24 protein-coding genes and 1 pseudogene are annotated in these 19,335 nt (G+C 59.6%); 14 read left to right on the forward strand and 11 right to left on the reverse strand.

The window, feature by feature from the left end; all coding sequences use genetic code 11:
* Positions 1-7 precede the first annotated feature (7 nt).
* The gene (locus ABIC03_RS34640; protein ID WP_354064821.1) at positions 8-1,375 is read right to left on the reverse strand and encodes a hydrolase; all 1,368 of its coding nucleotides are present in this window, start codon (positions 1,373-1,375) and stop codon (positions 8-10) included.
* Between the two features lie 161 nt (positions 1,376-1,536).
* On the opposite strand from ABIC03_RS34640, the gene ABIC03_RS34645 reads away from it, so the two are divergent.
* Positions 1,537-3,225: an MFS transporter gene (locus ABIC03_RS34645; protein WP_354064823.1), complete on the forward strand. Its 1,689-nt coding sequence runs from the start codon at positions 1,537-1,539 to the stop codon at positions 3,223-3,225.
* A gap of 109 nt (positions 3,226-3,334) precedes the next feature.
* On the opposite strand, the gene ABIC03_RS34650 is transcribed toward ABIC03_RS34645, so the two are convergent.
* Together ABIC03_RS34650 and ABIC03_RS34655 are read right to left on the reverse strand one after the other, a co-directional pair.
* On the reverse strand, positions 3,335-3,547 hold the full coding sequence (locus ABIC03_RS34650; RefSeq protein WP_275169082.1) for a hypothetical protein: 213 nt from the start codon (positions 3,545-3,547) through the stop codon (positions 3,335-3,337).
* A gap of 196 nt (positions 3,548-3,743) precedes the next feature.
* Positions 3,744-4,055, reverse strand: a complete 312-nt coding sequence (locus ABIC03_RS34655; protein ID WP_275169081.1) for a hypothetical protein — start codon at positions 4,053-4,055, stop codon at positions 3,744-3,746.
* Positions 4,056-4,308: 253 nt separating this feature from the next.
* Here ABIC03_RS34655 and ABIC03_RS34660 point away from each other — a divergent pair, with 253 nt between their 5' ends.
* On the forward strand, positions 4,309-5,355 hold the full coding sequence (locus ABIC03_RS34660) for a polysaccharide deacetylase family protein (protein WP_354064826.1): 1,047 nt from the start codon (positions 4,309-4,311) through the stop codon (positions 5,353-5,355).
* 76 nt (positions 5,356-5,431) lie between these two features.
* Here the strand turns inward: ABIC03_RS34660 and ABIC03_RS34665 are convergent, their stop codons facing one another.
* Positions 5,432-5,827 carry a hypothetical protein gene (locus ABIC03_RS34665; protein WP_354064828.1) on the reverse strand — a complete coding sequence of 132 codons (396 nt, stop codon included), beginning with the start codon at positions 5,825-5,827 and terminating at the stop codon, positions 5,432-5,434.
* 433 nt (positions 5,828-6,260) lie between these two features.
* Here ABIC03_RS34665 and ABIC03_RS34670 point away from each other — a divergent pair, with 433 nt between their 5' ends.
* The 6 genes and pseudogenes from ABIC03_RS34670 to ABIC03_RS34695 form a co-directional block, all read left to right on the forward strand.
* Positions 6,261-7,505, forward strand: a complete 1,245-nt coding sequence (locus ABIC03_RS34670; protein WP_354064830.1) for a tyrosine-type recombinase/integrase — start codon at positions 6,261-6,263, stop codon at positions 7,503-7,505.
* A gap of 241 nt (positions 7,506-7,746) precedes the next feature.
* Positions 7,747-7,938, forward strand: coding sequence for a helix-turn-helix transcriptional regulator (locus tag ABIC03_RS34675; RefSeq protein ID WP_354064832.1), 192 nt, complete (start codon positions 7,747-7,749; stop codon positions 7,936-7,938).
* The gene (locus ABIC03_RS34680) at positions 7,935-8,195 is read left to right on the forward strand and encodes a hypothetical protein (protein ID WP_354064834.1); all 261 of its coding nucleotides are present in this window, start codon (positions 7,935-7,937) and stop codon (positions 8,193-8,195) included. The genes ABIC03_RS34675 and ABIC03_RS34680 overlap by 4 nt, the downstream gene beginning before the upstream one ends.
* Complete coding sequence (locus ABIC03_RS34685; RefSeq protein WP_354064836.1) at positions 8,192-8,464, forward strand: HAD family hydrolase; 273 nt, start codon at positions 8,192-8,194, stop codon at positions 8,462-8,464. Before ABIC03_RS34680 ends, ABIC03_RS34685 begins: the two co-directional genes overlap by 4 nt.
* 300 nt (positions 8,465-8,764) lie before the next feature.
* Positions 8,765-9,886: a hypothetical protein gene (locus ABIC03_RS34690; protein ID WP_354064838.1), complete on the forward strand. Its 1,122-nt coding sequence runs from the start codon at positions 8,765-8,767 to the stop codon at positions 9,884-9,886.
* A gap of 275 nt (positions 9,887-10,161) precedes the next feature.
* Positions 10,162-10,287 (forward strand): annotated as a pseudogene (locus tag ABIC03_RS34695) (IS1595 family transposase); the annotation flags it as partial.
* Between the two features lie 278 nt (positions 10,288-10,565).
* Here ABIC03_RS34695 and ABIC03_RS34700 read toward each other — a convergent pair.
* From ABIC03_RS34700 to ABIC03_RS34710, 3 genes are all read right to left on the reverse strand, one after another.
* Positions 10,566-11,261 (reverse strand): Fic family protein, encoded by a 696-nt coding sequence (locus ABIC03_RS34700; RefSeq protein ID WP_354064840.1) that lies wholly within the window; start codon positions 11,259-11,261, stop codon positions 10,566-10,568.
* On the reverse strand, positions 11,261-11,455 hold the full coding sequence (locus ABIC03_RS34705) for a hypothetical protein (protein ID WP_354064842.1): 195 nt from the start codon (positions 11,453-11,455) through the stop codon (positions 11,261-11,263). Before ABIC03_RS34705 ends, ABIC03_RS34700 begins: the two co-directional genes overlap by 1 nt.
* Before the next feature lie 400 nt (positions 11,456-11,855).
* On the reverse strand, positions 11,856-12,017 hold the full coding sequence (locus ABIC03_RS34710) for a hypothetical protein (protein ID WP_354064844.1): 162 nt from the start codon (positions 12,015-12,017) through the stop codon (positions 11,856-11,858).
* Positions 12,018-13,546: 1,529 nt separating this feature from the next.
* Here ABIC03_RS34710 and ABIC03_RS34715 point away from each other — a divergent pair.
* The gene (locus ABIC03_RS34715; protein WP_354064846.1) at positions 13,547-13,783 is read left to right on the forward strand and encodes a hypothetical protein; all 237 of its coding nucleotides are present in this window, start codon (positions 13,547-13,549) and stop codon (positions 13,781-13,783) included.
* A gap of 140 nt (positions 13,784-13,923) precedes the next feature.
* On the opposite strand, the gene ABIC03_RS34720 is transcribed toward ABIC03_RS34715, so the two are convergent.
* A complete protein-coding gene (locus tag ABIC03_RS34720; RefSeq protein WP_354064848.1) occupies positions 13,924-14,169 on the reverse strand; it encodes a hypothetical protein in 246 nt (81 codons plus the stop codon).
* 558 nt (positions 14,170-14,727) lie between these two features.
* Between ABIC03_RS34720 and ABIC03_RS34725 the strand changes: the two genes are divergently transcribed.
* The gene (locus ABIC03_RS34725) at positions 14,728-15,072 is read left to right on the forward strand and encodes a response regulator (protein ID WP_354064850.1); all 345 of its coding nucleotides are present in this window, start codon (positions 14,728-14,730) and stop codon (positions 15,070-15,072) included.
* Here ABIC03_RS34725 and ABIC03_RS34730 read toward each other — a convergent pair.
* Complete coding sequence (locus tag ABIC03_RS34730; RefSeq protein WP_354064852.1) at positions 15,069-15,413, reverse strand: response regulator; 345 nt, start codon at positions 15,411-15,413, stop codon at positions 15,069-15,071. The genes ABIC03_RS34725 and ABIC03_RS34730 overlap by 4 nt on opposite strands.
* An 806-nt stretch (positions 15,414-16,219) precedes the next feature.
* On the opposite strand from ABIC03_RS34730, the gene ABIC03_RS34735 reads away from it, so the two are divergent.
* Entirely contained in the window at positions 16,220-16,354 is a 135-nt protein-coding gene (locus ABIC03_RS34735) for a hypothetical protein (protein WP_354064854.1), read from the forward strand.
* A 262-nt stretch (positions 16,355-16,616) separates the two neighbouring features.
* Entirely contained in the window at positions 16,617-16,781 is a 165-nt protein-coding gene (locus ABIC03_RS34740) for a hypothetical protein (protein WP_354064856.1), read from the forward strand.
* Between the two features lie 310 nt (positions 16,782-17,091).
* On the opposite strand, the gene ABIC03_RS34745 is transcribed toward ABIC03_RS34740, so the two are convergent.
* Positions 17,092-17,634, reverse strand: coding sequence for a hypothetical protein (locus ABIC03_RS34745; protein ID WP_354064858.1), 543 nt, complete (start codon positions 17,632-17,634; stop codon positions 17,092-17,094).
* A gap of 19 nt (positions 17,635-17,653) precedes the next feature.
* The gene (locus ABIC03_RS34750; protein ID WP_354064860.1) at positions 17,654-18,106 is read right to left on the reverse strand and encodes a hypothetical protein; all 453 of its coding nucleotides are present in this window, start codon (positions 18,104-18,106) and stop codon (positions 17,654-17,656) included.
* A gap of 382 nt (positions 18,107-18,488) precedes the next feature.
* On the opposite strand from ABIC03_RS34750, the gene ABIC03_RS34755 reads away from it, so the two are divergent.
* Both ABIC03_RS34755 and ABIC03_RS34760 read left to right on the forward strand, forming a co-directional pair.
* Positions 18,489-18,734, forward strand: a complete 246-nt coding sequence (locus tag ABIC03_RS34755) for a helix-turn-helix domain-containing protein (protein WP_354064862.1) — start codon at positions 18,489-18,491, stop codon at positions 18,732-18,734.
* Entirely contained in the window at positions 18,724-19,305 is a 582-nt protein-coding gene (locus tag ABIC03_RS34760) for a hypothetical protein (protein ID WP_247454053.1), read from the forward strand. Before ABIC03_RS34755 ends, ABIC03_RS34760 begins: the two co-directional genes overlap by 11 nt.
* The last annotated feature ends 30 nt before the right edge of the window (positions 19,306-19,335 follow it).

Here is a 19,335-nt window from a genome sequence, read left to right on the forward strand (position 1 = left end):
CAATTAGCTAATAAGTCAGCTCGGCAATCGCAATCCTGTTCTCCGAGGCAGGCCAGGCGCGTGCCACAATTCGTTCTTCGCCGAATTGGGCTACGATGTTACGCCCGACCTCGCCGGCCGGAAGGCGCAGTGTTGCTGTCGAATCCGTGGGCACACCCGATTTGACGTCCGCCGGCTCCTTGCCGTCGAACAGCACCACGTCCCGCGGCAGGCCGAAATAGCCGCGCGGACGCGACATGATCACGACAGCCCCGGCGTCCTTGTCCGCGGGCCCGAGCGGACGTGCGGCGCGGAGATGCACCACGTCCGATGAGCGCGGGAAGGGCGAGCGGTAGATGTGGGTCGTCGGCGCATCCGGCGATGCGAGGGCGAATTCGAGCGACCAGGAAGGCTCGACCTGCGCCGGTCCCCAGCGGCCGTCCGCGCCGGTCTTCGCACTGTACACGGCGCTGCCCTTGCGCTCACCGGTTTCAGGATCGACGCGAAAGATATCGACGGTTGCACCGGCCACCGGCCGGTTGGTCGGCGTGCCGCCCGGTGTGCCCGTCACGAGGCCGCTCAGCCTGACGCTCTGCTCCGGCACGATCGCGATGCGCGCGGGCTCGCGGGCGGCGATGAACTTATAGATCTCGCGGAAAGCTCGGGGGTGAAATGCCACTTCGCGATGATCGAGTGCGCCGAGCACGAGGTTGGTGGCCCCCTTCAACTCCGGACCTTCGACGTTGACGCCGGTCGGCGTACCGGGCTTGCCGATGAAGCGGCCATCGGCCTGCGCGTATTTGTCCATGCCGTCGCTGCGCAAGGTGAGGAAGGCGACATCAGGCGTCACCTCGCTCTCGCCATCGTTCAGGCCGCGCAGGAACGCGCCGCGGCCGTTGAACTCGCTGTTGGGCTGGTCGTCGGTCGCAAACACGCCGTGATTGGGCGTGCCGCAGAGCACGGCGTGGCTGACATCGGCGGCGCCGCCGCTCTTGATGACGTTTCGGATCGCGTAGCCGCCGCGCGAACTGCCGACCAGCGCCACGCGGGATGCACCGGTCCGGCGCTTCAATTCAACGATGGCGGCGGCAAGCTCGCGGCGCTGGTCCTCGGTCGAGGAGCGGCCCGCCTGCTCGACCTTGTCGTCGCTTCGTGCATTGGGATCGGTGAAATTGATCGCGGCCATGCGGTCTCGCGCGATACCGTTGGATTCCATCCGCCACAAGGTCGTCATCCAGAGCGCGTCGTTATCGCCATTGCCGTGGACGAACAGGATCGGAGGCACCTCGCTCGGCGCAGCGGGTGCGGGTTGAGCCGATGCACCCGTCCGCAAGCTCGCAATTGCGAAGGGCAAGCTGCCGGCCCCTTGCAAGATCATCCGTCGCGACAGCTTCATATGTTCCTCCCCCGCCAAACCATCTCTTTGCACCGCTTATACCGGCCTAACCACTGGACAGCGAAGGACTTTCGCGGGCATCACTGAACTTGCCGGAATCGCCCAAAGACCACTCCAAGACAACGTCAAGACAACTTCTGCCAGCCCAGTTGGAAGGGGATATGACCGAGCAGACGAACCGTCAGAAAGTTGACGCCGACGGCATCATGGCGCCGCTGCGGTACACCGTGTTCAGGCGCATCTGGCTCGCCAGCCTGCTCTCCAATCTCGGCCTGCTGATCCAGGGCGTGGGCGCCGCCTGGGCAATGACGCAGATGGCGGCCTCGGCGGACAAGGTGGCGCTGGTGCAGACCGCCCTGATGCTGCCGATCATGCTGATCTCGATGCCGGCGGGCGCCATCGCCGACATGTATGACCGCCGTATCGTGACCCTGATCGCGCTCATGATCGCGCTGACTGGCGCGACCGCACTCACGATCCTGGCCTGGCTCAACTACATTTCCCCAGAGACGCTGCTCATCTTCTGCTTCGTGGTCGGCAGCGGCAACGCACTGTTCGGTCCGGCCTGGCAGTCCTCGGTCAGCGAGCAGGTGCCGCCCGATGCCCTGCCGTCGGCCGTCGCGCTGAACGGCATCAGCTACAATATCGCGCGCAGCTTCGGCCCGGCGGTCGGCGGTGTCATCGTCGCCGCGCTTGGCGCGGTGGCGGCGTTTGCCTGCAACGCGATCCTCTATTTGCCGCTGCTGGTGGTGCTGCTGCTCTGGCGGCGCAACACCGAGCCCTCGCGCCTGCCGCGGGAGAAGCTCAACCGCGCCATGGTGTCGGGCTTCCGCTACATCACCAATTCGCCACCGATCAAGATCGTGCTGTTGCGCACGCTGGTGATGGGCCTGATTGGCGGTGCCATCATGGCGCTGATGCCGCTGGTCGCACGCGACCTGCTGCATGGCGGCGCGCAGACCTACGGCATCATGCTCGGCGCTTTCGGCATGGGCGCCGTGGTCGGTGCGCTCAACATCCACGAATTGCGCAAGCGCATGAGCGGCGAAGCCGCAATCCGCGCCTGCACCATCTCGATGGCGTTTGCGATGGCCGCGCTCGCCGTGAGCACCGAACCAGTGCTGACCGCGGCTGCCCTGGTGCTCGCAGGCGCGGTCTGGATGGCCGCCATCGCGCTGTTCAATATCGGCGTGCAGCTCTCGGCACCGCGCTGGGTCGCCGGCCGCTCGCTCGCGGCGTTCCAGGCCTCGATTTCCGGCGGCATCGCGATCGGCGCCTGGGGCTGGGGCCATCTCACCGACTATGCCGGCGTCGAGGTCGCGCTGCTGACGGCCGCCGGCCTGATGCTGATCTCGCCGGTGCTGGGGATCTGGCTCACGATGCCGCGCGTCGGCGCCCGTAACGAAGACGCCGACTTGCTGGCCGATCCTGAAGTCAAGCTGTCGCTCACGGCGCGCAGCGGGCCGCTGGTGGTCGAGATCGAATACCGCGTCGCCCAAGAGAACGCGCGCGCCTTTCACAACGTGATGCAGGACGTGCAGCTCTCTCGGCAGCGCAACGGTGCCTATGGCTGGTCGATCGCGCGCGACATCGCCGATCCCGAATTGTGGACCGAGCGCTACCACTGTCCGACCTGGCTCGACTATTTGCGCCAGCGCAACCGCTCGACACAGTCCGAACGCGCGCTGCATCAGGAGGCGATCGATTTCCACGTCGGCCCCGATCCGGTGCGGATCCGCCGCATGCTCGAGCGTCCGTTCGGCTCGGTGCGCTGGAAAGAGGAGACGCCGGACCAGGCAGCAAGTGAGGTGCTGCCCGTGGTCGCCACCGCGGCGGGAAGCAGCACGTAGGGTTCTGCGAGAACATAGCCCGGATGGAGCGAAGCGCAATCCGGACGATTTCACCGCGTGGACAAAACCCGGATTTCGCGGCGCTCCATCCGGGCTACGACGCGACGTCTTACTGCCCGTGATCCGTCAGCACTTTGTCGCAGCCTTTGGTGAGCCGCGTACGGTTCTGCTTGAGGCAGGCGAGCACAGCCTGATCGCCATTGTTCATCACCGGGCGGCAGAAGCGCGTCACATCGCGCGCACAGGCGTCGTGACCGGGCTGCTGCGCTGACGCAGCCGATGCAAGCAGGATCAATGGAATGATGAAAAGAAATCTGGTCATCGCGTAATGCCTCTTACCCGGAAGATGTGCGGGCGAAGCTAGAGCGACGATCCCGAAGCCGCAACGGCTTTATTGAAAGGCGGGCTTGCGCCGCCGCGTGGCTCCGGCATTCACGCCGGGGCACATCGCGAGGGGAGCTAACTGACGCAACGACGCCATCGTTGCTGTTAGTGGCTGTCTCTTACTGACTGTCTCTTTACTGGCTGTCCTGGGCGTCAGCGACCTTGCGTGACGCGCCGCCTTTGGCGAGTTCCTTGTCCATCACGGTGCGGCAACCGGCGCTCAGATCCGAACGATGCTTCATCATGCACGCCGTGATCTTCGGAATGTTCGGGATTTCCGACGAGCACAGACGGAAGGCGTCGCCGGTGCACTGCTGCTGCGCTTCGGACGAGAAGGCGAAGCTCGAGCCGGTCGAGGCGATCGAGAGGAGGGCGGCAAAGCCCAGAGCCAGGCTGGTGTCGCGGATCTTGCTACTCAAGGACTTGGTGTTCAGAGACTTGGTCATTTGAAGCTCCCATTGGCACCGCTGGAAGCGGGCCCGTTGTTGATGGGATCGACAATGCTCCAGCAAAACAGTTTCCACTGTGATGACGGTCACGGGAGGCCCACCCTCTGTGACTTCGGTCACTTTGGCGCACCTCGCTGAAATTCCTCCCGATCGGCGGTCGTGTTGGTGTCACGTTAACCGATCCTTCGCATTAATGGCTCGTCGAGCGGGAAATTCCGCCGGTTTGGTTGCGTAATTGGAAAGAATGGCGATGCGTAATGCGTTGGGCCTGATGCTGGCCAGTGTAGTTGCGGCGGTCGTGATTGCCGCCGGCGGTTGGTTTTATTATTCCTCGCGCGCCGACCAGGCCGCTCCCAAGACGATTGCCGCCCGTGCCGCCGATCCATTGCCGGCACAGGCGAAGCTCGCCGCTAAGGATGACGTCGCGACCACGGCGGCGATTGCGGCCAAGCCGGCGGCACCCGCTCCGGCGCCCGTACCCGCGCCGATGCCGGTGCAGCAGAAATCGACCTGCGCCAATCCCAACGCGCTTGGCGTCTCCCGCGTGGTCGAGATCGACACCACTGGCGGTCCGGGCTTCGGCTTCGATCATTTCAAGCAGTTCGACTTCCTCACCGACAAGGAGGTCGTGCTGACCTTCGACGACGGTCCCTGGCCGGTCAACACGCCCGCGGTGCTGAAGGCGCTCGCGGATGAATGCACCAAAGGCTTGTTCTTCTCGGTCGGCAAGCATGCGACCTATCATCCCGAAATCCTGCGCCAGGTGCTGGCCCAGGGCCATACGGTCGGCACTCACACCTGGTCGCACGTCAATTTGAACGGCAAGAAGATGACGGAGCAAATGGCCAAGGACGAGGTCGAGAAGGGCTTTAGTGCAGTGAGATTCGCGCTCGGCACCAACCCCGCACCGTTCTTCCGCTTCCCGCAGCTTCAGCACAATCCAGCGATCGTGAGCTATTTCGGCACTCGCAACGTCGCAATGTTCTCGACCGACATCGACTCCTTCGACTTCAGGAAGGGCGCGACGCCGGAGAAGATCATCGAGACCGTGATGACCAGGCTCGACAAGCTCGGCAAGGGCATCATCCTGATGCACGACTTCCAGAAGCACACCGGCGAAGCCATGCCGGCACTGCTCGCGCGCCTCAAGGCCGGTGGCTACAAGGTCGTGCAGATGAAGGCCAAGACGACCTTCCAGACGCTGCCGGAATATGACGAGGCGCTGCTGAAGGACCTGAAGGTGCCGACCTCAAGCGCGCGTCCGATCGGAAGCGTGGTGCAGACGGTTTCACAATAACGCGTCCAGTTCCGATCCAAAACTCTTGCGTCATGGCCGGGCTTGTCCCGGCCATATGCTTTTTGAGAGCAGGCACTTACCAGTAGATGCCGTGACGATGCAGCTCGCTGATGATGCGGCCTTCGGTCCAGCTGCGCTTGTGCTTCGGCTTGTCTGCCTTGGCCGTCGTCTTCGCAGCGGGTTGGGCCGTCGTGGCGGGCGCTGAGGCCATCGTGGTTGTGGGTGTGGTCGTGGGTGCAGCGGCCGCCGGAGGCGCCGTGAGCGAAACCGCCGGCGGGCGATCGAGATATTTCGGAGCTTCGGTGGCAGGCGCTGCTTCGCTCACCTGCGTCGGCGCGGCAGCAAGCATCGGCGCCGTTTGCTGAACCGAAGCCGGCTCGCTCACCGCGGACAACGACAGGCTGCGCGGGCCTCCGGCCTGGGCAGATGCAGAGACCAGCACCATGGCGGCCACCAGAATGATCTTGCGCATATGAAATCTCCCCGTGTTTGGCGTGAGCCGGACACTAGGAGAGCCGATCGCGCGGCTATGTGATCACGATCACTCAGGCTGGCGTGCGATATTGAATCCTTCTCCATCTCGGTGATGCAATGCTGCGCTCACCGGACTCATCTGTGCAGTGCGCTCATGGTGACCGAATGCGCCGGTCAGAACGCCTGGCTTGCGAGGATCAAATGAGCTGGGGCGCTGGTGCCGCAAGAGGGATTCGAACCCCCGACCCCGTCATTACGAATTCCGAAATTGGGAATACGCGACACTGCCTGACAATGCGCCGGATTGATGAAAATAGCCTTGATTTCAGGACTTTGAAGTCTTTAACGATACGCCACGATGCGCCTTGATACGCTTCGCAGCGGCGCTATTTGTATTCCCAGATTGAGGGCTGGGAATACAGCGGGCGCCCATGGCAGATACGAATAATCGTCTCACTGATACGACCATCAAAAATGCAGCCAAGCGGGACGAGCGATACATGCTCTCCGATGGCCGCGGCCTATTCCTCGTGGTGCACCCGACAGGTTCGAAGACCTGGCTTTGCGCCACCCGGATCAGGGGGCGCACTACGCCGGTGAAGATTACATTGGGGAGCTATCCAGGGTTGGGGCTTGCCGCCGCTAGAAGGCGTCGGGACGCCGCGAGAACCGCCGCTGAAGAGGGCAAACGCCTTCCCGGCCCTCGTGCACCCCTGCGAGCCGAAGCCGCCCCGGAGGGCACGACGGTCGGACAGGCGTGGGACGAATACGTGACGGTGCGGCTTACCCCCGACTGCCGCGCATCGACCATCGCCGAGCACAAGCGCGTGTTCGATCAGCAGATCGGGCCTGCGCGCGGGACGGACGGCAGGGCGCTCCGTGACCGGGATATCAAATCCATCGTCAAGGGCGACCTGCTCCAAATTGTCGATGACGCCGGCGAGCGAGGCCCGGCCGCGCGCAACAAATGCGTTGCCGTCCTGACTAGCTTTCTCGGGAAATGGGCACACGAAGATCGGGGCTATATCGCCAATCCGCCAACGGCCGGGATCAGGCAGAAGCGCGCCTCAAAGGAACGGCGCAATCGCAACCGTCGGGTGCTGGCTGATCCGGAGATAACGACATTCTGGTCAGCCTGTGACGCGATCGATTCTGACGGGCAATCATCGATCCGCTTTGGCGCGATGTTCAAGCTTCTCCTGCTGACCGGGTGCCGCCGTAACGAGATCGCGGGCATTCCCGACAGCGAGATTGACCTCAACGCGAAGGTCTGGACGCTGCCCGGCGAGCGCACAAAGAACGGCCACCCGCTGAAGGTTCATTTGACCGGAACTGAGCTGGCCATCTTGAAGGGCATCCCGCGGATCGACGGCTGCGACTACGTCTTTGGAGAGGCCGGCGAGACCTGTGCCTTCAGTTTTTCCAAGGCCAAGGCCCGCCTGGACAAAGTGATGAAGCCTAAGCGCGCCTTCCGGTTGCATGATCTCCGCCGTACGTTCCGCACCGGCATAGGCCGGCTTGGCGTGCTGGAGGGGATCGCCGAGCGGTGCATCAACCATCTGCCAGACGAGCTTGTCGATACGTACGACACGGGTGAGTACGACGTCCCGATGGCTGAGGCTTGGGACAAGTGGGATAGGCATGTTCGAAAAATAGCCTCGGCTAAGCCGGCCTAAGCCGCCTTGACGCTCACGGAAACGTATGATTGATGGCAGGCAATTCGCGCGGCCCGCCCTCCTAGCGCCTGCGGCAAGCCTCAGTTTCAAGGGGCCTCTACAGCAGGATGCCGGATCATCCGGTAAGTGGCGACAGACCCGCGCGGCGCCTCCCGAGATGCCGCACGTCTCCCTCGGCACGGGATCAAGGCCATCGCACCTGCAAGGCAAGGGCAACTTCCATTTTGGAAGGCCTTTGGCCATGTCTACGACCTACCTGAAAACCCGACAGCTCCGCGAGCGACTGGGGTGCTGCCAAACCTTCATTGAAGAACACATTCGGCACGATCCGGAATTCCCCAAACCCTCCCGGCTGGGGCGCTTGCGCGTGTGGCCGATCGCCGCCGTAGAAGCCTATGAAGTCTCGATTGCCGGGAAGGCGGTGCAGCAATGAGCAAGCAACCATCGCTCACCACGGCCTTTCGAAACCACATCATCGATCTTCCGCCAAGCACCGAGACGACTACAGCCGATCATCAGGCGTGGGTCCGCGAGAACCTGCCGAAGCTCGGCACCTTTTTGCAGACACAGCACACGGCGGAGGCGTCCTGCCGCTGTGCTTCGCAAAGGCTGATCTCTGCCGGCTGGCTGGTCCGCGCGGGCACTCGCAATGTCTATCGGCGCACTGACAAGAAGGCGGTGCGCGCATGAGCCGCTTAGTCGATCTCGAAGATTGGGCGATGGAAGTCGCAACAACCGTCTATCGCGTCTGCCTTTACCGCCGGGTCTTTGGTCGGTATCCGCCGAACACACACTATGTGACCGCAGGGGAGCTAGCGGAGACCGAAACGAAACTTACAGAGCTCAGCGAGGCTGACTTCGCGGCGGCTATTGAGGGCGCGCAGGATGCAGCGTGGGAAGTGTATCAGCGGGTCTACCGCCGCCACTCCACTCCTCCGCGTTCCAGCCAGATCAACTAACTCCTACACCGCAGCGCGAAAGCTTCACTGGCTCCGCGCTGCGGCGTCGCCATTCACGTGTGGCCTGCACGTATATTACCGGACATTGCCCCATACCCACACCACTGTTGACCCAGGACTTGCCCCGGGGGCGAATCCCTGATAAGTTCCGCAATGAAAAAGGCAGCTCCTTTCGGAGCCTCTTTTTTCTGCACTTTGGCGTTGTGGGCATTCAGTCCACGTCGCGATGGAGCCCGAGACCCGGCGAACGCGGCGTCAAACCCGTTAGTAGTAGCCGTCTTGGTCAACTTGCCTGGACCGATGACCGATTTAAAACTCAGCCTCCGCGAAGTCATTGCAGCAAAGAAAGCAGAACTCGCTGAGAAGTCGGCGGAGCTTGATCGCGCGTGGGCAGAGCTCACAGAGCTGGAGCGGTTAGCTGCTAGTCTCAACCTTGTGGACAGTGTTGCCTCTTCGACGCCTCGCCCCCCTCCAAACTCCTTGCCTCTCCTGGATCACGTGCCGTCCGCCCCTGACACCCCGACCGGTTCGGCAACGTTTTTGTGGGCCACGAATACATTTGGGATGCTGTCTGACAGCTATCGGACGCACCCCAACTCGCCCTTTCACAAGCTGAAGCATAGGGTTCGGAACGGCTATATCCAGATCATCGATAAGCTCGTCGCCGACATTGGCGACAGGCGGCTTTCGAGCCTCGACGCCGACGAGATTATGCGCCTCTACAACAAGTGGGCCGAAGGCGGGAAGTACGCTTGGGGTCACGCCTTGGTCGGCAAGATGCGCCTCCTGTTCGGCTTCGGCATGAATGTGCTGAAAGACCATGAGTCGACGCGTCTCAGCGTGGTCATGAGCAAGATGCGCTTCAAAATTCCAGAAGCGCGAACTGAGCGGATGACGCTCGAACACGTCAATGCAATCCGAGACGCCGCACATCGCCACTTTGGCTGGCACTCGATCGCGCTCGCACAAGCCTTTCAATTCGAGCTCATGCTTAAGCAAAGCGATGTTGTGGGTGAATGGGTACCGGCGTCAGAGCCCGGGTTGTCAGACATCTTTAAGGGCAATGAAAAGTGGGTCCGGGGCATCCGATGGACCAACATCGATGAAAATCTCATTCTTCGGCACACAATCTTCGGCGGCCGACGACATGAGCCAAAAGAGATCGAAATCGATCTAAAAAAGGCTCCGCTGGTCATGGAGGAGCTCTCGCTTCTGCCCGCCTCGCATCCTCGAACCGGCCCCGTCATCATCAACGACGTGAACGGGTTGCCGTGGTCTCAGAATGAGTTTCGGCGGAAATGGCGCTTGGTCGCCAATGAGGCGGGCATTCCTTTGACAGTAAAGAATATGGACAGCGGCAAGGCTGAAGCGGCGATTCCTCGGACCGTGCCGAGCGGGCAGATCAGGAGCGAGGGTATATGAGCCGCAAACGAAAACCGGAGCCTTTCGGCTCCGGGGGTCTCGTCAATCAAGTGTGGCACCCCGTTGAGCCGGGGTCGAAAGGCAGGTGGTACATGAGAAGATAGGCGCTCACGCTGATCTTAGGGGCTATCGGTCACGTTACAGCGGGACCGGTAGTCTCTAGGACGGGACGGCTGGTGCCGCTTGCGAGCTTGGGTGCATCCCGACCGTCCACCGTCATTCCTTATCAGAATCAGTGGGTTCTGTCGAGCCAGCGCGCTGATATCGCTCGCCCTTGCAACCGCTGCAGCCACTTCAGCGTCACGTCTGGGACGATCTTCGCCAGCCGGAAAGCTCGCATCCGAGGCTACCTCTTGGCTATCGCGATCTTCGTGAAAGGGGCAAAAGGCCATAGCGCGCTCTAACTGAGCCGCGACCTGGGTCCCCAATAGAAGACGGCTGGCTCACTAAGTCCGCGAAGCTATGGTTTCTGAAGCCAACGGCCCGACCGCAACGCGCTGCACGCCCGTTTGTCGCGCATCGATCACAGCGAAGCCTATCGGACGGCGAGGCCTGCGCCGAAATAGCGGATTCGTTTTCCATCACCATATCGCAGGCCCGTAGTTGGCGGCTTATGCGAGCGAAATGGCTTGGCGCGAGAAGAACAGTCGGGTCAGCAAACGGCGAGCAGACCTCATGACTACGGGGTCGGCGCTGGCGCACCCGCTGTCGCGCCCGAGGAAGGGCTAGTGGCAGAGAGCGGCCAAACAATAGGGGTGCCCCCAATTGCTGCAGGAGCTGACTTCATTTGTTCGTCGAGCAAGCGAGATACCAGCGCATGCAGTACGGAAAGGTCCAAGCTACCGTTTGCGAATGAATCATGCGCCAGTTGCAGCGCATCACAATAATCTTGGCGGTTCTCACGGATAAGCTCCGGCAAGATCTTTTTACCGCTCAACAAGCCGCCTACGGCCACGCACAAGGTGAAGTAACAAGCGGCTCGCGCGGTCCGCCCGTTGCCGTTGATGAACGGATGAATGTTATTTATGCGCCAAAGAACATACGTCGCCAACACGACAGGATCAGATTCGGCCCAGTATCGATTTACGGTATTCACGAAATCGTCCATCAACGCCGCCACACGATAGTGCGAGGGCGGCTTATGGGCACCTACTGTCACTTCACACGGTCGATACTCGCCCGGGCTGGTGTGCAGACATGTGATGGCGTGAAAATTAAAAGCCTTGATGACGTGCTGGGACAAAAAAGGCTTCCCTATATCGAGGGAAGCCTGAACTATGGAACGAAGGAAATCGTACTGACGATTGCCATTGGAAACTTCGAGAGCCTTATAAACAGGATGGCTTTCGGTATTTACCAACTCATAAACAATCACTACGAACCCCTCTTTCCTCCCTGCTGAGCAAGAATTTCCTGCACCTCTGCGCGAGTAATATTGTTCGTTGTTTTCAGAGCGCCCATAACGAACGACAGGCGCTGCTCCTCTACTTCAGTGGTCGTTGGGGAATGCTCGGCAGACCTTTTCAGTGCCATCAGTAATGACGGGTCGGTTCTCAGGTTCTGTTGCATTTGTCCTCCAAATCGCGCGCGTAAGAGTACAACCGGAGGGGAGTCCTCACAAGACTCGTTTAACGTGTAAGTTGAATCATAGCGCACGTTCTAGGACGGCGCAACAAAAAGCTTTTAAAATCAATCGCTTGTGCTTACCGGCTTAACGCCTACAATATGTATTGCCCGTCCTGTTGGCATCGACGTGCTGCCGGATTTCTTTGCGTTGTTGCACCGCGCGGGTCTTTCGGCCGGGCCATAGTCGGGGTGAGGCATCCTGATGCCAGCTAAGCTGGTCTAGTTTCCGTTTAGTCCGCTCTTCTATTTTTTTTTGAGACGAGCTTTCAAACTCAATCGCGAGCGCGTCCAAGGGCACGTGACGCTTTGGCGACCCTCCACGATTTAGGGTCTTACCCCATTGCTACTGATAATCCGAATTGATCGCAAGAGCGATCCTCGCCAGGATCGTGCCGTCATAGCCGCTTCGCGCGTGGTCGCTGTCCGTTCCCGTGAACGCTTCCTTCACCATGATCTTGCCCATGGCAGAGGCAACATGGGCGAACGTGGTTAAACGGATTCGCATAAGGTATGATCTGGTAGATTACGGACCCGCGGCAAGCCTCGTGCCAGCCTGTTTTCCGGGCAAATGCATAGCTCCTGCGAAGCGGCTCCAGCCATGTGCCGGACGCATTGGGGATTCGGTAACGCTCGCCCCGGTTGAGTTCGGTTGCGGCAAACCAGCGTTGTTCGCTTAAACGGAAGGAGTGGACACCTCTCGGTTTATCCGAAGTATCCTGGAATGTCGTTAAGGTTAATCGTAAAGGTTAACGACCCCAATTTCGACCTCCCGGGCGCCGAGTCAGAGATTTAGTCGGGACCTAGCGTCCAGAACGTCCAGTTTAGCCAAACCATACTGCGGCGAGCCCCAGGATTTTGATCAATCCCTGTCGCGCGTCTCGCGTGTCGCGTCTGTTTTCCTTATACCCGCTTCGCATATACGGACCTCACAGAACTCTCTGAGCCTCCTAAAGAGATCAGCTGAGACAGATGAGACACGCGACAAAGCTGGAATAAACCAAAACTATTTCGCTCCCGCGCTTGCGCTGTCGACCGCCCGGCTACCCCCAAGAGGCATGAAGCGAGCCATCCCTTTCAGCGGCGGTGCCAGGAGGCCGTAGCGAAAGAGCTGCCTCGCGCCGAAGCCATGCCGCGATCTACGCGGCGCGATCCGCTGAGCTGCGGAACCGGGGCGAGCGATTGAGCCGAGAGGCCGACGACTCCTATGCCAGAGCTGGAACGAGAAGATGTGGTCCAAGGGCGGGCCGGTCGATCCTAGCCCCTACATCACGCAGGCACTCAACGGCGGCTAGCCCATGCTGAGATCGAGCGTTCCAGATGCCGCCGCCGCGCACGATCGACCTCGCTGAGCTGAAGCGGCCGCCGGCGCCGGTATCACGCTCTGATCGGGTGGCCACACTCGTTGACCGATGTCCGGTGTTGACGGCTAAGCGGAAGTGTTCGCCTCAATGAGAGTATTTCTTGTTGTGACCCTCGACGGACATCGGTCCGGCATCCGCTCGGTTCAGGAAAGGTTTTAGGTTCCCAAATTGTTCGTATCCCCAGACCGGTACTGGCCTGTTTCCATCATCAGTGGCCTAGTTTGATTTTCGCAGTGACCAAATTTGCGAACTAAACCTATGAAATAGCAACTTAGGTGGCGTCATGACATTTTCGTCGCATGCCCGATTCCGTGCTCACCCGCGCCGAACTTGCCATCGAGGAAGCTCGCCAGCTCAGAGAGCAGAGGGAAGCCCTCGCGCGTGTTTCCGAGAATGTCCGAGTGGCTTGTCGGCTAGCCATCTTCGAAAGCGCCACTACGCGCGTGGAACTCCGAGCTTATCGGAGCGACAAGGAGTAGCCCGCTCGGTTGGCGGAATTGGAACGATCGCCGCAAGAGCAGCGTTGCAGCTTCATGCCGCGAGAGATTGCTATCACGCTATGGTCCTTAGCTGCCGCCTGCGTGGTGGCGTTTAGCTTTGCGGCTGTCCTCTCTCCTCACTAAGTGGATATGCAAAACAGCTAAGAGGCCGCCTGAGTTAGCGGCCTTTCGTTATGGCCACGCGCAAGGAAACGGCCCAAGCAACTCCGGGGCTGATTGCAGCCGCGATTTTCATTGCCGTCATGGTGGCGCTGGACGAGCATTATTCCCACGTGTTTACACCGATCGCACGCAAGCGATGCTGCGCGAAATCCAGCATCGTTCAGGCGGTAGTCTCGCTCGATGAAGCGGGAGGACTCGGCATGGGCAGCCCGTATTCCAGCGCTCTCTTCGCCGCCAACTTTCGGTAGGACTGAGCTTGCGCCAGCAACTGGTCTTTGAAGCGTGAATCAGGTTCATCTGCCGCCAGCGCTTCAAGCTGAACTGCACGCTCAAGATAGTCCGTCAACTGCTTCACTGGTCCCTACTTCCCGGGAAGGCCGTCCTTCTGTCACGCCACGCCGGGTTTGACAGCCTTCAAAAGGTTGCTCAACGGCGGCGGCGGGGCAGTGTTTGGCTTGGTCAACCAGTCGCTCATCTGGGCCGCCTTTTCCGCCTGATCCGCACGCTTCATTAGAAGCTCGCGTTCGGTGCCCGGAGCAAGCCGCTCTGCGGCTTCCCTAGACTTCGCCGCCTCTTCCATCAGGCGAGCCGTGAATGTCTTGGTATGCGTGACCTGACGGCGACGCTCGCTCATGTGTTACTCCCACCTTGCACCGCGAACTGGGCGCTAACGGACCTTGACATAAGAACGCAGAACGGGAACATAAGTTCCATCGCGGGAACACAGAAACGGGAAGGCAATCACGCTAGCGGATCGTGTCAGGTCCCTAGAAGTCGTAAGAGGTTTGCCGTGACTTCCGAACGGCGGTGACCACGACGTTCGGAAGATGGTCGCGGAGCGGCTTCTGAAAGCTGCGGAAGCGGGACAACATTCTCTTGGAGAGCTTCGGTCTATTGGCCTTCGGGCATTTGAAGAAGCATCCACATGGCCCAGGAGAAGCGCTCAGTAGTGAGACGGGCGTGCCGATGATACCCGCTTCCCGCCTAAGGGTGCGATGCAAGAGCCTCAAATCCGCTCCCTCTAGGATTGCCATCGCTGCGGTAGCAGGAAGGTTCGTGACCTCCATCCTTGATCCGACAACCGGCCGCACATTTCGAATCTCTGGTGGGGCGGTTGCAGGGGGCAGTCATGGTAATCAGAGGCATCTGAAGTAATGAAGTAGTTGGGTTACACTGCGCTCGGAGTGGCGGTATGGCGTCTGTGCTTCTGGTTGAGGATGAATCGCTGATCCGCATGATGATTGCGGATATGCTGGCGGAGCTAGGTCACAGCCTCGCTGGTGAGGCTAACGATTTGCAAAGCGGGCTTTTGCTTGCTTCTGCGCCCGGTGTTGATGCGGCCATTCTCGATATACAGCTTGGAAGAGATAGCTCTGAACCGATCGCAGTAGCGCTGCGAGGCAGGGGCATTCCTTTTGCCTTCGCGAGCGGATACGGCGCGGGCGGCGTACCCACGGGCTTCAAGGATCATCCGGTCCTTCAAAAACCCTTCCCAATGGACGAGCTCGAGCGCTGTTTAGCGACCCTGTTGCGCTAACAAATGCCGGTCGTTTGTTCCATGACGCGATGAAGGTCTTCTTCAGAGAACGGCTTCCTGAGCAAGGGGAAGCCATCACGCCTTCGTTCGCGGCCGGATAGCTGTAAAACTTTCAGCGTTGGGCGAACTCGCGTGGCACGTTCGGCCAGTTCATGGCCGTCCATACCCGGCATGTTGATGTCGGTGATCAAGATCGAAACGTCTTCGTTCGTGGCCAGTGTATCGAGAGCTTCGGGGCCGCTATGCGCGCAAACAACTTTGCAACCAAGCTCTTCGAGCATGGACGCGATCACGTCGAGCACGCCGGGATCGTCATCTACTACTAAAACTGTATGCGTCATGGCGGAACAACCTCGCCTGATTACCTATGCGAAGAGCTGAGGTTCCCCGCTGATGAGCCACAGGCAGCGCGGACAAGCCAACGTCCGGAAATTGAGATTAACCTGGATCAGCGAGTTTGCACGGGCAGCAGAAAAGCCGCAGCGGGCAGGAACGGCTCAGAATAGACCTCGTTGCCGGGCGTGGACGACGCATTGTCTTCCTCCCCTTTGACTAACCCGGTCAGCCACTGCTGACCGGGTTCTTCTTGCCCGGATGGCTGTACCCGACGGGAAACGTGGCAGCGACTGAAGGGCATTAGGGACCCGCTCACGATTTGTATGTTGGCGGCCTATGAAGACTGCATCACAATAGGTGCGCCTCTCGGCGGAATATGAGGAGGCAGCCGCGCAAGCCCCATTTTCCCGCCATCAGTTTGTCGTTCTGGCCAACAGCTATCTGACGCTTGCCCGCACTGCCGAATTTCTGAGCCGACATCAGCGCCTTACCAGCAGGCCAACACCGGCAAGAGAAATAAAAGGCCGTGGCGCGAACGCTGGCTTGCGTTCTGAGCGGAATGCCCATCGCAAGGCTTCATTGCAACTTTTTCCCGTCTTCCTTGTTGACGAGCTTGAGCGAGAGCGGACCGATGTCTCGGCCTCGTGTTCTCATCTTCTTGCAGGAGGCACTTTCATGAAGTGGGTTTGCTTGGCCGGCCTTGTGGCAGGCGCAATTGCTTTTAGTCCTGCTTCAGCGCTGCCCGTTGCCAAGCCGGACGCACTAGGCATGTCTCAGAATGCACCTATTGAGGTCAAGGGCGGCCACGGACATGGCGGTGGACACGGTTGGGGTCATCATCGCGGCGGCCGTGGTCATCATTACGGTTGGGGCAGAGGGCGAGGCCATCACTATGGCTGGCGACATCATCACCGCTGGTAAGCGCCACCTGTTTTCAATTTGTTAACCATAAGACGCCACCTTGCGACATGGACACCCTTGAGAATTCGCCCAGACCGAAGCCCGCTTGGACGAAGCATGAATTAGCTCGTCTAGTCCTGCTCGCCAGAGAAAGGGCCACCGCAGCCAAGGCGGCCAAGGTGCTAGGGCGCCGCGTTAGCTCGGTCCGTCGGCAAGCTCGAGAACAGGGCATACTACTTTACAAGAGCTAGGCCGGGTCAGCCCGAGTCGATGCAGCAATCCAGGGGTGCCCGATTAGGATCTTCCTGATGGAAAATGACACTGCTATTTTGGTAATCCAACGGAAGCTGGCGCACTGTCGCCAACTCACGAAAGAATTTCCCGATGGGCCAACCGCGAAGCACATCCGGGAGCTTGAGGAAGAACTGAAAGCCGAGCTGGCAGCCGAGCTACGCAGCCTCACGCGGCAGTAGGAGTTCTGGGTGCCGAGCGCCGCGCAGAAACTCGATGCACGTTCCTGCATTTGGCGCAACATGAAGAAATCGCAACACCGTTTGGTCTCGCGGCTCTCGTTGGGCCGCCTCAGTGGGCAGCATCTTTCTTCGCCCGTAAGTGACTTCCGCTTGTGGCCCGAAACAGAACCTAATCACTGTAGGTCTGACGTCGGCAGCTGGACCCATCAGGGACATCGCACTGGGCTACAGTCTTCAGCAGCAATCAAAGGTACGTAGCTTAAATTTCTGCACAATTGACCGCGTCATCGTCGCGTGACCAGCGTGGCGCCTACGCGGGTGAATATGAATCGATGGCGCACGTAGAGCGCGCGACCGCGCTATGTATAAAGCCCATGTTGAAGTCGATCACGGCCTGATAGGAATTGTGCGCCACCCTCTCGTATACGGGCCGCGTGTTACTATCGATGTACGTTCCGCTGTTACTCGAATGCTTGCACGTCACCACTATGTCTTTAACATCGACTGTACTGTAGTTCCGAATGACGAACGACGCCTTCATTATCGATCCGAACCCCTCCTTTTCCCAGGTCAGACTGTCGACTTTCAGCTTTGCCAGAACCTCTTTGTACGTAGGGGGTGCGGCCGGAGCGGGAGACTGGCTCGCGATCGCCTCAGCGGAACTCGCGGTGGCGCGAGCCGAATCCTTCGGGCCCTGGAACAGGGCGAAGCTAAAAACAAAGACGAACCCGACAAACCCATAAAATGCGAAGCTCTTTCCACGCGGCCGCTGGCTCTGGAACACGCACATGAGTAACCCAACGGCGATTCCGGCGAAACTCACGAGAGATAGCAGTCCTACAATCATATTCATGACGTGACGCTCGCCAATTCTAACTGCGCTTCCCGAACGACACTGCCCCGCCCGACGAGCGGCTTGGGTGCTCTGATCTGGTGGGAGTTTCTCCGAGTTTATTCTTGTACTGAGCAATCAACTCGTCAGCCTTCCCGAAATTTCCCTCGCCGAGGGTGCCCGCCGAACCAGCCGAAAACGCATGCCCAACAATCTGCTCGGTCACTACCTTTTGCCCTCGTGTGAAAAACACCAGGGCACCTAGAATGATGTCTCCAAACACCCAGAGGGTCAGCAGCGATGCGACACCAATCGCTGAACCAATCGCCCTGCCTGCTCGCTCTGCATTGGAGTGCACTTCGATGGTAGATACCGAATGGAGCCCGCCCACGATCCAAACCAGCATTACGACATTGAAGATGATGAACGCCCACTTAATGAGAGTCCCAAACGTCCCTCGCTGATACTTTTCCGTTTTCACGATGGTCGTCATCGCCTCGCTCCCTCGTTGCTACATCCTCTAGTAGCAAATGCGGCTTTCAGAAGCGTGAATTGATCGGCTCGACTCATTTGTAATTGGTTATCCGAGCTTTAGCTGAAGACGAAGCGCGCTTGCCGCGAGAGAGCGGCTCGATCGAGAGGCGCTCAAGAAAAGCTGCTAGATACTTTCGTCTCCGCACACTCCGTCCCGCCGGGCGCAATGCTCCGGCCGTCGTAAGTCTTGCGATGCGACTTCGTTTTCAGTGCGAACGCGCGGGTCAACTAGCAACTTACCCCGATGATTTTTGAACGGTAAACGCTAGTTGTTCTTTTCCGAAGTCGCTTTTATGATTCTGAGGTCATAACGCGAGCAGTACGAACACGGAAACAAAGCCATGCATTCCATTGCGAACAACGCCTCCGAACGTCTTGCCGTTTCACAAGCTGAGGCCGCTCGCATTCTTGGGGTGAACCGCAGAAAAATCGCAGCCGCGGTTCGCAGTGGCGCGCTCACGATCCGCAGGGTGCCTGACGGAATCGCGTCACGTATCGCTCTTGCTGACTTGCTCGATTGGTTTGGCAGCTGGGAGCGTAAACCAACCGGTCGTCCTAGGAAGAAGGAAAACACCAATGCCAGTTGAGTATGAGTATCGCGATGCCCACCTCGTCGCCGAAGAGCTGGGAGTGAAGGCCGGTTGCCAACCCTCCGCTGTCCGGGAAGGTATCGAGTTGTACGGTCCCCAATTCAAGAACATGGACGGAGAGCTGCTGTATCGCGGCTCCGATGCTCGATTTGAAGGGATGACGATAGAGGAGTTCTTCGCACCGGAACATCTAAAAGGAGTCAAACCACATTGGTTTTTCGCCGACAAGATCATCGATCTTGAAGAGGCCGCCTTCGGCGACAGTCCGACCCTTAAGGCACGCGGCGAATTGATGAAGGAGGTCGGCCCCGTGCTCTATGCCGAACTTCAAACGAGGTGGTCTGCTGACTTTTCATTGCGACCGGGTAAGCGTCCCTGTGCCGCGCCGAATGAAGACAAGGGATCGCGCTCGCCCGAAAGCAGAGCGACAAAGAGCAATCCATGGACCGCTTCCAACTGGAATATTACTCGTCAAGGCGAAGTGTTGAAAGCACTCGGCATCGAGAAGGCTCAAGGCATCGCAAAGGCGGCGGGCAGCTTCATCGGTGCAACGAAGCCCGCGCGATAAGCCTAGAGCGCGCCTGCCCTCCCATAAGGA

Origin of the sequence: Bradyrhizobium sp. RT6a (assembly GCF_040547675.1) — a bacterium.
GTDB lineage: Bacteria > Pseudomonadota > Alphaproteobacteria > Rhizobiales > Xanthobacteraceae > Bradyrhizobium.